The organism is Planococcus sp. VCh962 (assembly GCF_057748275.1).
This window is the reverse complement of record NZ_JBYLHS010000001.1, coordinates 1325107-1341377: the sequence shown is the minus strand read 5'-3', so window position 1 is coordinate 1341377 and position 16271 is coordinate 1325107. Positions and strand designations below refer to the sequence as shown.

The 16271-nt window shown below is 43.1% G+C and carries 13 protein-coding genes and 1 other annotated feature; all 13 genes read left to right on the top strand.

Going from position 1 to position 16271, the window contains the following annotated elements:
* The first annotated feature begins 129 nt into the window (after positions 1-129).
* Complete coding sequence (locus tag AC3AQ9_RS06785) at positions 130-606, top strand: MaoC/PaaZ C-terminal domain-containing protein (RefSeq protein ID WP_488306661.1); 477 nt, start codon at positions 130-132, stop codon at positions 604-606.
* Positions 607-651: 45 nt separating this feature from the next.
* Positions 652-1359, top strand: a complete 708-nt coding sequence (locus tag AC3AQ9_RS06780) for a response regulator transcription factor (RefSeq protein ID WP_488306660.1) — start codon at positions 652-654, stop codon at positions 1357-1359.
* A complete protein-coding gene (gene pnpS / locus AC3AQ9_RS06775; RefSeq protein WP_488306659.1) occupies positions 1356-2753 on the top strand; it encodes a two-component system histidine kinase PnpS in 1398 nt (465 codons plus the stop codon). Before AC3AQ9_RS06780 ends, pnpS begins: the two co-directional genes overlap by 4 nt.
* A 15-nt stretch (positions 2754-2768) precedes the next feature.
* On the top strand, positions 2769-3983 hold the full coding sequence (locus AC3AQ9_RS06770; protein ID WP_488306658.1) for a carboxylate--amine ligase: 1215 nt from the start codon (positions 2769-2771) through the stop codon (positions 3981-3983).
* 567 nt (positions 3984-4550) lie between these two features.
* Positions 4551-7172: a DNA polymerase I gene (gene polA, locus AC3AQ9_RS06765; protein WP_488306842.1), complete on the top strand. Its 2622-nt coding sequence runs from the start codon at positions 4551-4553 to the stop codon at positions 7170-7172.
* Between the two features lie 15 nt (positions 7173-7187).
* The gene (mutM, locus tag AC3AQ9_RS06760; protein WP_488306657.1) at positions 7188-8057 is read left to right on the top strand and encodes a bifunctional DNA-formamidopyrimidine glycosylase/DNA-(apurinic or apyrimidinic site) lyase; all 870 of its coding nucleotides are present in this window, start codon (positions 7188-7190) and stop codon (positions 8055-8057) included.
* 9 nt (positions 8058-8066) lie between these two features.
* Positions 8067-8672 (top strand): dephospho-CoA kinase, encoded by a 606-nt coding sequence (coaE, locus tag AC3AQ9_RS06755; protein ID WP_488306656.1) that lies wholly within the window; start codon positions 8067-8069, stop codon positions 8670-8672.
* 100 nt (positions 8673-8772) lie between these two features.
* On the top strand, positions 8773-9786 hold the full coding sequence (locus tag AC3AQ9_RS06750) for a glyceraldehyde-3-phosphate dehydrogenase (protein ID WP_488306655.1): 1014 nt from the start codon (positions 8773-8775) through the stop codon (positions 9784-9786).
* 315 nt (positions 9787-10101) lie between these two features.
* Positions 10102-10485, top strand: a complete 384-nt coding sequence (speD, locus tag AC3AQ9_RS06745; RefSeq protein ID WP_488306654.1) for an adenosylmethionine decarboxylase — start codon at positions 10102-10104, stop codon at positions 10483-10485.
* 292 nt (positions 10486-10777) lie between these two features.
* Complete coding sequence (gene nrdR / locus AC3AQ9_RS06740) at positions 10778-11254, top strand: transcriptional regulator NrdR (protein ID WP_488306653.1); 477 nt, start codon at positions 10778-10780, stop codon at positions 11252-11254.
* 11 nt (positions 11255-11265) lie between these two features.
* The gene (locus AC3AQ9_RS06735; RefSeq protein WP_488306652.1) at positions 11266-12630 is read left to right on the top strand and encodes a replication initiation and membrane attachment family protein; all 1365 of its coding nucleotides are present in this window, start codon (positions 11266-11268) and stop codon (positions 12628-12630) included.
* Positions 12631-13566: a primosomal protein DnaI gene (gene dnaI, locus AC3AQ9_RS06730; protein ID WP_488306651.1), complete on the top strand. Its 936-nt coding sequence runs from the start codon at positions 12631-12633 to the stop codon at positions 13564-13566.
* A gap of 227 nt (positions 13567-13793) precedes the next feature.
* Positions 13794-14025: a binding site (T-box leader), on the top strand.
* Positions 14026-14194: 169 nt separating this feature from the next.
* On the top strand, positions 14195-16123 hold the full coding sequence (thrS, locus tag AC3AQ9_RS06725) for a threonine--tRNA ligase (RefSeq protein WP_488306650.1): 1929 nt from the start codon (positions 14195-14197) through the stop codon (positions 16121-16123).
* The last annotated feature ends 148 nt before the right edge of the window (positions 16124-16271 follow it).

The following is a 16271-nucleotide window of genomic DNA, read 5'->3' as shown; positions in this document are numbered from 1 at the left end:
CCGCTGCAAAGCTCGTGCACTATTGCTGCCGGAAAGCATTTGAAAAGCTTGCCGGGACTGAGAGGGCGCTTGCACTTTTATGACATTAATTGATACTATAGGAGTATCAAGATTTAGGGGGGAAATTTATTGTTGCTTGGAAAGAAGCGTAAACTAGGCAGGAAAGTCGAAGCCATGAATGTGGGAGAAAAGTTGAAGCTGACAGAAAAAATTGAAGATAAAGATCTTCTGCTTTATCTGGGTTTGACAAATGACGGGAACCCGCTGTATATACAGCATGATTTTGCTTCGCAAACCGTTTATGAAAAGCCTGTAGTGCCCAATATTATGTTGACCGGCATTATTACTTCTGCCATTTCCAAATACTTGCCTGGCCCTGGGTCTTATATTAATGAACAACGTTTAAAATTCAGGCAGCCTGTTTATCATTACTCAACAATTGAATTTTTACTTGAAGTTACTGATGTGGATGTGAAAGATAACGAAGTGACAATTCGTATCGAAGCAACCAATGAAGAAGGTAATGTTGTAGTGGAAGGCACCGTTTTGGTCAATCCGCCGCAAATCATCAATCAGCTGACCACTCAAGCGATGGATAATTTCTAAAGCGGTTTGAAATGGGGGTTTCAAACTGAATGTGGAGGATGTTAAATGCTGAAGAAAATACTTATCATTGAAGATGAACACTCGATCGCTACTTTGCTATCTTATAATCTGGTCCAAGCTGGCTATGAAACCATTGTGGCCAACGATGGAAAAGAAGGGTATGAATTGGCGTTAAATGAAAACCCGGCGCTGATTCTGCTTGATTTGATGCTGCCTACTATGGACGGAGTCGAAGTGTGTAAATCTTTGCGGCAACAGAAAATGAATACTCCGATCATCATGCTGACAGCAAAAGATGATGAGTTTGATAAAGTATTAGGGCTTGAATTAGGAGCAGACGATTATATGACGAAACCGTTCAGTCCACGCGAAGTCGTTGCGCGTGTCAAAGCTGTTCTTAGACGGACAGAACAATCTGCGGCACCATCTGCTAACCCGTCTGCTCCACTGGCCTTCGGCGGGTTGAAAGTATTTCCTGAACAATTTGAAGTGTATTTGAATGAAGAGCAGATTGAATTTACTCCAAAAGAATTCGAACTTCTTGTTTATTTGATGGAAAATAAAAATCGTGTTTTGACACGGGACCAACTGCTGAGTGCTGTTTGGAAATATGATTTTGCCGGCGATACCCGCATAGTAGATGTACATATCAGCCATTTGCGTGAAAAAATAGAAGAAAATAGCCGGAAACCGGTCTTCATCAAAACGATTAGAGGGCTTGGTTATAAATTCGAGGAGCCGAAGGCAGGATGAAATCATTTAGACATCGATTGCTAATGACAATTCTGCTTTGGATCGGTGTGCTGTTAGCTGGCCTTTTGATAGTAATTGGCCAGCTTTTTCCTATATATGCGGAAACTCATAATACAGCACAGGTGTGGCTGATGCTGTTTTTTATATTCGTGGTCGCGATGATTTTTTCGGCAATTATCGGTTATCGCATCATACAAGTACAGGCGCTGCCGGTTGAAAATGTCACACAGACAGCATTGGAACTGGCAAAAGGAAATTATCGTGCACGGGCATTTGAATACAGCAATGTCGGAACGGTCGAATTAAGCACTACCATCAATATTTTAGCTAGAAACCTTCAGGAAATCACCGCCATCCGTGAAATGGAGCAAGAACGTCTTAAAACCTTGATTGAGAATATGGGCAGTGCATTGATCATGATTGACCGGCAAGGCGGAATAACCCTCGTTAACCGGTCGTTTATGCAGGAATTTCAGTTGTCAGCTGAAGAGATTGAAGGCAAATTTTACAAAGAGATCAAGATTCCGTATGAGTTGGAGCGTTTCATTGAACAAGTATTCATGACAGAAACTTCTGCCCGCAACCAGCTTGAATTTAAGCAAGGCATCCATACCAAACATATAGATGTATATGGAGCGCCGGTTCTTGGAGAACATGAACAATGGCTGGGAATTGTCATCGTTTCCCACGATATTACGGAACTGAAACGGCTGGAACAAATCCGGAAAGACTTTGTAGCCAATGTCTCACATGAATTGAGAACTCCAGTTACTTCCATCAAGGGATTCACGGAGACGCTGCTTGATGGTGCATACAAAGATCCGGCGACTGCACTTTCATTTTTAGAAATCATTCAAAAGGAAAATACTCGGCTCGAAATGCTTATTAAGGATTTGCTTGAACTATCGAAAGTTGAGCAAGCCGGCTTCCGAGTAGATGCTATCCCGACCGATATGAAGAAAGTCATTGAACGGGTTGGCGAAATGGTCGAAAGAAAGCTGGAGGAAAAAAATATCCAGTTGAAACTTCAGCTTGAACCAGTTATTGTACAAGGGGACCCTAACCGCCTTGTTCAAGTGATGATGAATTTATTGGCCAACGCGATTGCTTATTCCCTGTCCCAAACAACCATTACCGTGCGTTTGTATCAGCAGGACGGCAAAGGGGTCATAGAAGTTGAAGACCAGGGCATAGGAATTGAAGCGTCTGAAATTGACCGGTTGTTTGAGCGTTTTTATCGGGTTGACCGTGCGCGAAGCCGAAATTCTGGCGGAACTGGCCTGGGGTTATCAATAGTAAAACATTTAATAGAGGCACATCATGGAAACGTGAAAGTGGAAAGTGAAGTAGGAGTAGGAACCACTTTTACAATTCATTTGCCTTTAGCTAGTTAATTTTAGGAGGAACGTATGGACAATTTACCTTTTTTGCCGATTATTGTAGGCACTGATATGAATGCCTATAATATGGCGATTTCATTTCATGAAGCATATAACATCAAACCCGTTTTAGTAGGAAAAGAGCCTCTGTCTTTTACAGCAATGAGCACCATAACAACGAATATTGAACTTCGTTCTGGATTGGCGGACCCTGCGCAGTTTTCAGAAATCCTTTGTGATATCGCACGCAAGTATAGAACTCCTGGGAAAACATTGCTGCTGGTCGGCACCAATGATTTATACGTCCGTTTGATCATTGAAAACGCAGCAACCTTGAAAGAGCATTTTGTCTTCAATTACATTACGGAAGATTTGATGAACCAGCTGCAAATGAAATCGAGTTTCTATAGATTATGCAAGGAATATGGCATCGACACGCCGACTACATTCTTCTATGATTGCCGTTCAAAACAGCCGTTTGATGAGCAAATGATGTATCCGGTCATCATCAAGCCAAGCAATGGCATTGAATACAACCTCAACAAATTCGAAGGCCAGCAGAAAGTCTATAAAGTTGAAAATCCGAGAGAACTTCAAGAAGTAATCCAGACAATTATCGCCAGTGGATACCAAGATGAATTAATCATCCAAGATTTTATTCCTGGAGATGATACATATATGTGGGATTCCGTTATCTATGCCAGCTCTAAAGGCAAAACGCAATTGGTGACTTTCGCTCAGGTAGTGCTGCAGGAGCACACGGTTACAGCCATTGGGAATTATACGGCATTGATTACACGTTTTAATAAAGACATGATGGTCAAGCTGCAGCATTTCCTGGAGGCAGTCGGTTATACCGGCTTTGCTAACTTTGATTTGAAATACGATGAACGGGATGGAAAATTCAAAGTGTTTGAAGTGAATATCCGCCAGGGGCGTTCCAGTTATTATGTAACTGCCTTAGGCCATAATATGGCATCTTCTTTTGTCGATGATTTAATTTATGGCGTGGAAAAGCCGGTAACGTATTTAAATGAAGAATTTTTATTCACAGTGGTTCCGAAAATAGTGTTGCGCAAGTTTGTCGACAACAAAGCAGTGCAGCGGGACATCGATCATTTATTGAAAAAAGGCAAATACGTCAACCCTCTGTTTTACAAGAAAGATACCCATTTCAAACGGAAATTGTATCTGTTCGCTCGCCAAATCAATTATTATAAGAAATACAAGAACAACCAATGGTGATTTATTTACAGAATATTAACACTGGCTTCATATTCGAGTGTTAAGGTTTAATAGAACCCCCCTTCAACCGCATGAAGGGAAGAGAGCCCTCCCCGGGGCTCTTTTTCTTTTAGGCTAAATTGATTGCTATTTAAGTCGAATGAAAAAATAATCCTTTGAAATGCTGCTTCAGGTAAGGCAAGGCTTAATATTGCTGCATTGTATCTGTACTGAAGTCGACTCAGCAGTTTAAGGAATATCAATAGTTATAAATTATGTATTCAACTTAATTATGATAAGCATATGAAATATTATGGAAGCGAGATGCGATTCAATAATAATATGCTTAAGATTTTTAATAATCCTAAATTCTGTAAACGAATTTGGAATAAGCCTGAGCCTTCATTTCTTTTCTTTTTGCCTGCGTGGTAAAATATATGGAATGAAGGCTTATCTGCATTTAAAAATAAGCTCTATGATTTTGGGAAGGAAGCGTCTGTGTGCTAGGCTCTACTATGGAGACTCTCAAGTCCTTAAGTCTATTGGAGCTAAACGGATGTCTGCACTTTCCTTATTGAAAGGGGTAATATTGTGGCGAAGAAAATACTTTTATTGGATGGAAATAGTTTGGCGTATCGTGCGTTTTTTGCCTTGCCGCTATTAACGAATGACCATGGAGTCCATACGAACGCAGTATATGGCTTTACGATGATGCTTCAAAAAATACTGGAGGAAGAAAAACCGACGCATATGATCGTTGCATTCGATGCGGGGAAAACCACATTCCGACATGAAACATTTAGTGAATACAAGGGAGGACGGCAAAAAACGCCGCCTGAACTGTCGGAGCAATTCCCTTATTTGCGCAAATTGATTGATGCCTACCGAATTAAGCGCTACGAGTTGCCGAATTATGAAGCGGATGACATTATCGGTACCTTGAGTTTAGAAGCGGAACAAGCTGGAGATGAAGTGATTGTTATTTCCGGAGATAAAGACTTAACGCAGCTCGCTTCTCCTTCAACGACGGTTTACATTACCCGTAAAGGAATCACCGATATTGAAAAATACACAGTTGACCACATTCAAGAAAAGTATGGGTTAACTCCTGAGCAGATCATTGATATGAAAGGCTTGATGGGTGATGCTTCCGATAATATCCCGGGCGTACCAGGTGTTGGTGAAAAGACAGCCCTGAAATTGCTGGCAGCTCATGGTTCAGTCGAAGGCGTATATGAAGCGATCGAGCAGCAAAAAGGCAAATTGAAGGAAAAACTGGTCGAAAACGAAGAACTCGCTTTGATCAGCAAAAAGCTGGCTACGATTGAACGCAATGCACCGATCGATATCAAGATTGATGAGCTCGCCTATTCAGGTCCCGATCATGACGAATTGATTCAAGTATGGAATGAACTGGCATTTAAATCCTTGCTTGAAAAGATGGAGTACACGGCTGAAGAAACCGTTAAAGAGGATTTGAAATTCGAGGTCTTGCAGGAAATTGATGCGGCCATTCTGGAAGATGAAATGGCTGTTCACTTGGAGTTATACGATGAGCAATATCATACGTGTGACTTGCTCGGAGTTTCGCTCGCTACAGCAACTAAGACCTATGTCGTTCCAATGGACGTGATTAAGCATTCCGAGGCTTTTAAAACATGGTTCCGTGACGATACCAAGAAAAAATACATGTCGGATTCAAAAGCAGCGACAGCGGCTTTCTATCGCTGCGGCATTGAAGTCGGCGGTGTCGATTTTGATTTGATGCTAGGCGCTTATATTGTGAACCCATCACTGACATATACAGATATGGCAAATATCGTACAGGAATATGGCTATACGGATGTTGCCCAGAACGAACAGATTTACGGCAAAGGAGCTAAAAAAGCTGTTCCGGAAGATTCGGTTTTGAATGAACACATTGCCAGAAAAGCGCGTACCATTTGGGAAGTCCGCCCACTCGTGCTGAAAAAACTCCAGGAAAATGAGCAATTCGATTTGTACTATAACTTGGAATTGCCGCTTGCAACAATATTAGGAGCAATGGAATCACTAGGAGTCAAAGTGGACAAAGAGCAACTTACGGCTATGGGAGAAGAACTGAGCCTGAAACTGGCAGAAATTGAAAAGAATATCTACTGGATTGCTGGCGAGAAGTTTAACATCAATTCTCCAAAACAATTGGGAGTAATATTGTTTGAAAAACTGGGTTTGCCTGCTTTAAAGAAAACGAAGACCGGTTATTCAACAGCGGCGGATGTGCTCGAAAAACTGGAAGGGCAGCATGAAATCATTTCGCAGATTCTGATATACCGCCAGCTCGGCAAAATCCTGTCTACTTATATAGAAGGTTTATTGAAGGAAATCCATGAAGACGGTAAAGTTCACACCCGCTTCCAGCAAGCACTGACGACTACCGGGCGCCTTAGCTCCATCAATCCGAATCTGCAGAACATTCCGGTGCGCCTAGAAGAAGGACGGAAAATCCGTAAAGCGTTTGTGCCATCGGAACCAGGCTGGCTGATGGTCGCAGCGGATTATTCACAGATTGAATTGCGCGTCTTAGCGGACATGTCGAAAGACGAGAGCCTGATTGATGCCTTTAAGCATGATATGGACATTCATACGAAGACGGCAAGCGATGTTTTCCATGTGCCGATTGAGCAAGTGACGTCGGATATGCGCCGTGCCGCGAAAGCTGTTAACTTCGGCATTGTTTATGGCATCAGCGATTATGGTTTATCACAGAGCTTGAACATTACCAGGAAAGCAGCAGCGGAATTTATCGATACTTATCTAAAGAGTTTCCCGGGAGTTAAAAACTATATGGACTCCAGCATCCAATCAGCGAAGAAAAATGGGTTTGTTACGACGCTCATGAACCGGCGCCGTTATTTGACGGATATCAATAGTTCCAACTTTAATTTGCGCAGCTTTGCAGAGCGTACTGCAATGAACACGCCGATACAGGGAAGTGCCGCCGATATCATCAAAAAAGCGATGATTGACATGGCGGAAGCACTCGAACGCGAAGGCTTGCAGACACGCATGCTGCTTCAAGTACACGATGAATTGATATTCGAGGCGCCTCCTGAAGAGCTTGAAAAATTGAAGGTTCTGGTGCCGCAGATTATGGAAAATACTGTACAACTGAATGTGCCGCTAAAAGCGGATTTTGCATTCGGTGATACTTGGTACGATACAAAATGATAGGAGGGCTTGGAGATGCCTGAACTTCCCGAAGTGGAAGGCGTCGTTCGCCTGATTCGCCCGGCCGCCATCGGGAAAAAAATCCGCGAAGTATTTGTTTCAGATACCATCCGCGTTTCCAAAACGAATGGAAAAGAAGCCATTATCAAAAAAATGGAAGCTGATTCGTTTATCGACAGCTTGATCGGGGCACAAATTATTAGCGTTGAACGGCGCAGCAAATATATTTATTTTACATTGAAAACAGAAGACGAATTTTTACTGGTTAATCATTTGGGCATGTCGGGAGCATGGTTTTATGTCGACAGCCTGCTGGCAATCAATGAAGAGAAATTTCGGCGGCATGTCCATGTTGTGCTGACTCTGAGCGATGGCAATCTGCTTGCCTATTCGGATATTCGGCGCTTTGGGGAAATGAGGGTGCTGAAAGAAGAAGCGGATTATCCTCCGCTTCTTTTAATGGCACCGGAACCTTTTGCAGAAGGGGCATTGGAACATTTCCTGCATATGGCGGACAGCCCGAAATACAAAAATAAAGCAATCAAAGAAGTTATTATGGATGGCCAGGTAATTTCCGGCTGTGGCAATATTTATGCAACAGAGGCACTCTATAAAATGAAGATTCATCCAAACCGGGCAGCTGGCAGAATAAGCCGCGTCCGGAAAACTCAATTGTTTAGAGCGATTGTCGCAATTCTGCTGGAAAGCATTGAAGCTGGCGGCAGTACGATATCGGATTACCGGAATATAAATGGGGAATCCGGAAGTATGCAAAACCGCTTCGGGATGTATGGGAAAAAACAGTGCATGCTATGCGGCAGCGCAACAAAATCACTGAAAATTGGTGGCAGAACTTCTGTGTATTGCCCAACATGCCAAAAGTGAGGTCTTAATATGATAATCGGGTTAACAGGAAGTATTGCCAGCGGAAAAAGCACCGTCTCTGACATGCTGGAGGAATTAGGGTACCCCATAGTGGATGCGGATAAAGTGGCCCGCCTTGTTGTGGAGCCGGGAAGCGATACGCTGCAGAAAATTGCGGATTTGTTCGGCACAGAAATCATTCTGCCAGATGGCAGCATGGACCGGAAAAAAGTCGGCGAATTGATATTCAACGATCCGGCAAGCCGGAAAAAACTGAATGATGTGATTCACCCTGCAATCCGGATGGAAATGATGCGGCAGCGCAGTGAATTGCTCAAAAAAGGCCATAAAATAGTAATTATGGATATACCGCTTCTTTTTGAGAGCCGTTTGCGCCATATGGTCGATAAGGTTCTCGTTGTCAGTGTGACTGAAGAAAATCAGTTAAAACGTCTGATAGAACGGAATGGCTTAACAGAAAAAGAAGCAAAGGCCCGCATTTCTTCCCAATTGCCGATGTCAGTCAAGGAAGAAGGTGCAGATGCTGTCATTTACAATAATGGCTCAATTGAAGAGACAAAATGGCAGTTAAACCGCATCTTGGAGCAGTGGAGAGAAAAAAATTCTGAAGAATGATAATTCATACTACTTTAAGGTTCCAGATTCCGTAAAATGTGTTATACTATATAACGAATTAAAAATTTAAGTATAACTTATTTAATTGGAGGACTCGTACATGACAGTTTCTATTGCGATTAACGGATTTGGCCGTATTGGCCGCATGGTTTTCAGACAGGCTATTTTAATGGATGACATCACGATTACAGCTGTTAATGCCAGCTACCCTGCTGAAACTTTAGCGCATTTGATTAAGTATGACACAAATCACGGAACCTTCGATGGCGACGTCTCTGCAGAAGGAGATGCATTAATCGTCAACGGCAAACGGGTTCAACTCGTCAATGAACGGGATCCTTTGAAACTGCCATGGAAAGATATGGGCATCGATATTGTCATTGAAGCAACAGGTAAATTCAATTCCCGCGAGCAAGCCGGCCTTCATTTAGACGCTGGTGCAAAAAAAGTTATTTTGTCTGCTCCAGGGAAAAATGTCGATATCACGATTGTTATGGGAGTTAATGATGATAAGCTGGAAATTGAGAAACACGATGTCATTTCCAACGCCAGCTGCACAACCAACTGCTTGGCACCAGTAGCTAAAGTTCTGCACGACGCATTCGGTATCGAAAACGGCTTAATGACAACCGTTCATTCTTTTACGAATGATCAGAGAAACTTAGACAACCCTCATAAAGATTTACGCCGTGCCCGTGCATGCAGCCAGTCCATTATTCCGACTTCTACCGGTGCCGCGAAAGCGCTCTCTTTAGTTCTTCCGGAACTTGAAGGGAAACTGCATGGCATGTCATTGCGCGTGCCGACTCCAAATGTCTCTCTTGTTGATTTAGTGGTTGATCTTGAACGGGATGTTACAATAGAAGAAGTCAATGAAGCATTCATCAGAGCTGCTGAAGGAAGTTTGAATGGAATTCTTAGCTTGACGATGGAACCGCTTGTATCCGTTGATTTTAATACAACTACCGAGTCAGCGATCATAGATGGTTTATCGACGATGGTGATCGGAAACCGCAAAGTGAAGGTTTTGGCTTGGTACGATAACGAGTGGGGCTATTCCGCACGAGTGGTGGATTTAGCAAAAAAAGTAGCAAAATCAATCGTATATGCTTGAAAATTAGCAGATGCCGCATCCTGTGTATAACAGGATGCGTTTTTTTCATGAAAAAATTTCCTGAAAAAAATAATCAATTTTAAGTAATATTTATTGCATTTCAGTTCATTACATCATATACTAACATTCGTAGTCAAAAAACGACTGCAAACTTCTTCGTTTTCGTATAAGTTTGGCGCGAGACGGATGGAGCAATCTTTATTCACATGACTGCTTAAAGGGTTAGGACCTCTTTGGACTAACTTTCCCCCGTGGTAGTCAACTTTGAATATTTTGCGCATCAAAACAAAATGATATCAAAGGGGGAAACGAACCATGGAAACAATGGGACGTCACGTAATTGCAGAACTTTGGCAGTGTGATTTTGACAAATTAAACGATATGGATTTTATCGAACAGACTTTTGTTGATGCAGCACTGAAATCCGGAGCGGAAGTCAGAGAAGTAGCTTTTCATAAATTTGCACCTCAAGGCGTAAGCGGTGTGGTCATTATTTCTGAATCTCACCTGACTATTCATAGCTTCCCAGAACACGGATATGCAAGTATCGACGTATATACTTGCGGAGATCTTGATCCGACAATTGCAGCGAATTATATCGCAGAAGCACTTAATTCCGGTACACGTGAATTTGTAGAAGTGCCTCGCGGAATGGGTCCTGTCAGTGTTGGGAAATCCAAAGTTTCAGTAAATGCATAATCCATTTAACATGAAAAACAACGAGCAGAGGATAAAATCCTCTGCTTTTTCTATTTTACAGAAGAAATTTTGTTATACTAGATAGAGCAGATAAGTTGAACTAAAGAATTGTCTTTTCAAATACCATTTCGGCCGCTTTGGGTAAGGCAAAGACCAGTGTTTCTGGTACGGCTCCTGCATTGCACCTTTCTCTGCTTCGTTGCGTTAGCTTCATAGCAGTTTTGCAGAATATCACCAAATAAAAATTTCAAGTTCAACTTATGATAGATAGAAAGTTTAGGGAGATGTCAAAATGAAATGTCCAGCTTGCCAGCATAATGGTACACGCGTAGTTGATTCGCGGCCAGTCGATGATAACAAATCCATAAGAAGGCGCCGGGAATGTGAATCCTGCGGCTATCGTTATACCACGTTTGAAAAAGTGGAAGAAATGCCTTTGATTGTTGTCAAAAAAGATGGTTCTCGTGAAGAATTCAGCCGTGAAAAAGTTTTGAGAGGTTTGATCCGGGCATGCGAAAAACGGCCAGTTCCGCTGGAAGTGCTAGAACAAGTAGTTTTTGATATTGAAAAAAATCTTCGGCGCACAGGCAATGCCGAAGTGAAATCCGAAGATGTCGGAGAACTGGTGATGGATCGATTGGCGGGCATTGATGAAGTAGCCTATGTCCGTTTTGCTTCGGTTTACCGGCAGTTCAAGGACATCACGGTGTTTATCGACGAATTGAAGGATTTACTCAAAAAGAATCCGGAAGACAAGAAATCTGAGTAAGGCGGTGAACCATGTCTGCACTATATAAAGAACTTCAAGCTGCGGATTCTTTTAAAATTCGGTTGCCGTATCCATTTTCAAATTATGACCGCCAATTATTGACTTTGCTGTATCAGCCATTGATCGGTGCGGAAGCCGTCTCTTTTTATATGACGCTTTGGGCTGAAGGGGAAGAGATGAAGGAAGAAACGACTCATTATACATTGATGAATATTCTCGGCATTCCGATTGCTAAAATTTTTGAAGCACGCATTCAATTGGAAGCCATCGGTTTGCTAAGAACTTATCGCAAAGACGAAGAAAGCCGTTCCTTCATCTATGATTTATGCCCTCCGCTTGATCCTAAAAGCTTTTTCATGGACCCGTTGCTGTCGATGTTTTTATTCAGCAAAATTGGCGAATCGGCTTATCGAAAAGTGAGAGACCGTTTTGTGATACATACGGAAATAGGAGAAGGCTACGAAGAAGTTTCCCGTACATTTACGGATATTTATCAGCCCGTTCATGCAAAAGCGGGATACCCAGCGGAACAGCCAGATTTACAGGAGCGCCCGAATGGCGGCTATGAGACCGATTCAGATTTTGATTTTGGATTGCTGCGGCAAGGATTGTCGGAACAATTAGTGCCAACCCGGGTGTTGACGGCCACGATAAAAGATACGATTTCAAAACTGGCGTTTCTATACAGCTGGGGACCGCTTGATATGCAAAAAGTGATATTATTGGCAATTGATGATGATTACAAACTGACCGTCGACGGTATTAAAAAGGCCGCGTCTGAATATTACAAGCTTACGGTAGCGACAACAGCGCCGCAATTGGTACAGGCCCATAAAACTGAACCGAAGATTGTGGAAGAACCGAAAACAAGGCAAGATGAGTTAATCTTGTATTTGGAATCAGCTTCACCTGTTGAAGTGCTCCGCGATATTGCGAACGGCAAAGAACCGCTGCCGGCAGATGTTCAATTGGCAAATCAGCTTGTTTTGCAATATGGGATGAAGCCGGCTGTAGTTAATGTGCTGCTGCAATACGTTTTGCTTCGGACCGATATGAAGCTGACCAAAGCGTATGTTGAAAAAATAGCATCTCATTGGCTCCGCAAAAAAGTTACGACGGCGAAAGATGCGATGGAACTTGCCCGCACCGAACACGAGCAATATGTTAAATGGAAATCGGAAGGTTCTCCGACTGCGGCTTCCAGGAATACGTCGAAATCAAGCCGCAAACCAGTGAGGGAAGAAAAATTGCCTGAATGGTTTTATCAGAAAGATGAAGCTCCTGCAGTTAACAACGAACCGAAAAATGATAAATTGGAAGTGGAAAAACAAAAACTTCTCGCAAAACTTGCGCTGAAGAAAGGTAAAGGTGATTAAATGGAGCCGATTCGCGAAACATTGAAACGAGTGGTGAATGCCCCGGCTTTTTCAGAACGCTATAATGATATGCGGAAAGAAGTGCTCGAACATCCAGGAGTTCAAAAATTCTTGGAAGATCATTCAGCGGATATCGATAAAAGTGTCGTTGATAAAGGATTGGGAAAGTTATATGAATATATCAATCAATCGCATGATTGCAATAAATGCTCGAGCCTCGGAAACTGCATTAACACGTTAAAGGGCTTTGAACCGAACCTGGTTCTGGAACGCGGCAATATTGGCATTTCCTATACGCCTTGCCGATTGAAAAATGAGCATGACAATAAACGCCGAGCTTCTTCAATGATTCACAGCATGTATATGCCGAAAGAAGTGCTGCAGGCGACTTTTTCAGATTTTGAACCGGATGCGAGAAGAATGGAAGCGTTCCTTGCGGCAGGAGACTTTTTGGAGAAAGCAAGTGGTCCAGATAATCTTCCCGATAAAGGGTTATTCCTCTATGGCAAATTCGGTGTCGGAAAATCGTACTTGCTGAGTGCCATGGCAAATGAACTTGCTGAAATGGGTGTCAAAACCGTATTGGTATTTGTACCGGAATTTATGCGCGAGATGAAGCAGGCGATCGGCGATCAGACTTTGCAGGAAAAAGTGGATTATGTGAAAAAAGCGGATGTCTTGATGCTTGACGATATTGGAGCGGAAGCGATGTCGAGCTGGACACGCGATGAAGTGCTCGGCACCATTCTGCACTACCGCATGGCAGAAAGGCTGCCAACTTTCATGACCTCTAATTTCAGCTACTCTGAACTTCAGCATCACCTGACTTATTCACAGCGCGGCGAAAAAGAAGATCTAAAAGCGGCTCGAGTTATGGAACGCATCCGTGCATTGACGGTTCCAGTAAAACTGGATGGCCCTAATAGAAGAAATTAATAAAGAAAAGCGTAGGTGCCTGGAAAGGCCCGACAAGCGCTGGAGGACTTGGTTTGAATGGCGTATTTTGCCATTCGGGCCAAGTACGAAGCGACCTCGAGGGCCTAGGCGCCGGAGCTGGACAATAAGAAAAGCGGAAACGGCCGTTCTAGTATGCTTTTTTCTTTAAAGAGACGGTTGCGTTTTTGATTTTTTAGCAGTATAGTAAAAATAATCGAATTATGATTTAAAATGCTTTGACAAGGACAAAAGCGGAATTGTACGACTTTCAGAGAGAGAAGCCCAGGCTGCAAGCTTCTTAGTTCCGGCAAAACGCTTACCACCTTCGAGCAGCAGCTGTGAACTTGTAGTAGCAGCTGACGGTACCGGCCCGTTAGCCGATGCAGAGCTTCATTTTGGATAGTTTTTCTGTCCAGGATAGAAGAAGGGTGGAACCACGAACAGAGCTTCGTCCCTTTGGGATGAGGCTTTTTTTATTTGTTCAAAAAACAATAGAAGATGGCGTTGTATTTCATAGCTGACTAAATGATAAAGAATGAAACAGCAAAAGTAGCTGCTGCTTAGCAGGGCTGTTTTGTGAAAGATCATCAGCAGAAATTGACGTATCTTAAAAAAAGGAGAGAGTAATATGTCAGACATGATTCAATTAACATTCCCTGATGGTGCAGTAAAGGAGTTCCAAAAAGGCACAACTACAGAAGAAATTGCTCAATCCATCTCCCCGGGCCTTCGCAAAAAAGCTTTGGCTGGTAAAGTGGGCGAGCAGTTAATCGACTTGAAATCACCCATCAATGAAGACGGCAGCATTGCCATCATTACTCCTGAATCTGATGAAGCACTTGAAATTCTTCGTCATTCAACTGCTCATTTATTAGCTCAAGCGGTTAGACGCCTGTATCCCGATGCCAAATTTGGTGTGGGTCCGGTAATTGAAAATGGATTCTATTACGATATTGACTCCGAACAGCCGATTACAGCTGAAGATCTGTCCGCAATTGAAAAAGAAATGAAAAAAATCATCAATGAAAATTTGGAAATCGTGCGCTTGGACGTTTCACGGGCAGAAGCTCAAGAGCGTTTCGCAGCTATCGAAGATCCGTATAAATTAGAACTTCTTGAAGCAATTCCGGAAGATGAGCAAGTGTCGATTTACGAACAAGGCGAATTCTTCGACCTTTGCCGCGGCATTCACGTACCATCGACTGGAAAACTGAAAGAATTCAAATTGCTGAGTGTAGCAGGAGCTTATTGGAGAGGCGACAGCGACAATAAAATGCTGCAGCGCATCTACGGAACTGCTTTCTTCAAGAAAGAAGACTTAAAAGAACATCTGGCTTTCCTGGAAGAAGCGAAAGAACGCGACCATCGCAAAATCGGGAAAGAATTGAATTTATTCATGAACTCCCAAAAGGTAGGCCAAGGTTTGCCGATGTGGCTGCCGAAAGGCGCAACAATCCGCCGCATCATTGAGCGCTATATTGTCGATAAAGAAGAGCGTTTGGGCTATGACCATGTATATACTCCGGTGATGGGCAGTGTTGACTTGTACAAGACAAGCGGACACTGGGATCATTACCAGGATGATATGTTCCCGGTTATGCAGATGGACAACGAAGAATTGGTGCTGCGCCCGATGAACTGCCCGCACCATATGATGATCTACAAACAAGGCATCCATTCTTACCGCAACTTGCCAATTCGCATTGCGGAGCTTGGGCTTATGCACCGTTACGAAATGTCCGGCGCACTTTCGGGCCTTCAGCGTGTACGCGGCATGACATTAAACGATGCACATATCTTTGTGCGCCCTGACCAAATCAAAGAAGAGTTCAAACGCGTAGTAAATCTGGTGATTGAAGTGTATAAAGACTTCGACATTAAAGATTATTCATTCCGTTTGTCTTACCGCGACCCGGAAGATACAGAGAAATACTTCGACGACGATGCTATGTGGAACCGTGCCCAAGCAATGCTGAAAGAAGCGATGGATGATTTGGGGCTTCCATATACTGAAGTGGAAGGCGAAGCGGCATTCTACGGCCCTAAAGTGGATGTCCAAGTGAAAACAGCTCTTGGCAAAGAAGAAACTTTGTCGACTGTCCAGCTTGATTTCCTATTGCCTGAGCGTTTTGATCTTTCTTATATCGGAGAAGACGGCAAGCAGCACCGTCCAGTCGTTATCCACCGAGGTGTCGTTTCCACAATGGAACGCTTCGTTGCCTTCCTGATTGAAGAATATAAAGGTGCCTTCCCGACTTGGCTGGCTCCAGTGCAAGTGGAAGTGATTCCAGTTTCTCTTGATGCCCACAGTGCGTATGCGAAAGAAGTTCAGGAGAAATTGCAGAACCACCGTCTGCGCGTTGATATTGATGAACGCGATGAAAAACTGGGATATAAGATCCGGGAAGCCCAAATGCAGAAAGTTCCTTACATGTTGGTCATCGGTGATCAAGAACTTGAAAACGGATCGGTCAATGTCCGCAAATACGGAGAACAGAAGTCAGAAAGCATGCCATTTGAAGACTTCCTGAAATTGATCCAAAGCGAACTTCGATAAACGGGTTGACATGTATCTTAGTGCGTGATATTATAGATAAGGTTATAGAATACTTATATGTGCAAAGCAGGAGCACCCGCTTCTCACCTGATCGACCGATTGTTGGCAGGTATACACGATATTGACTTTTTCACGCTTTCGCGTGCTG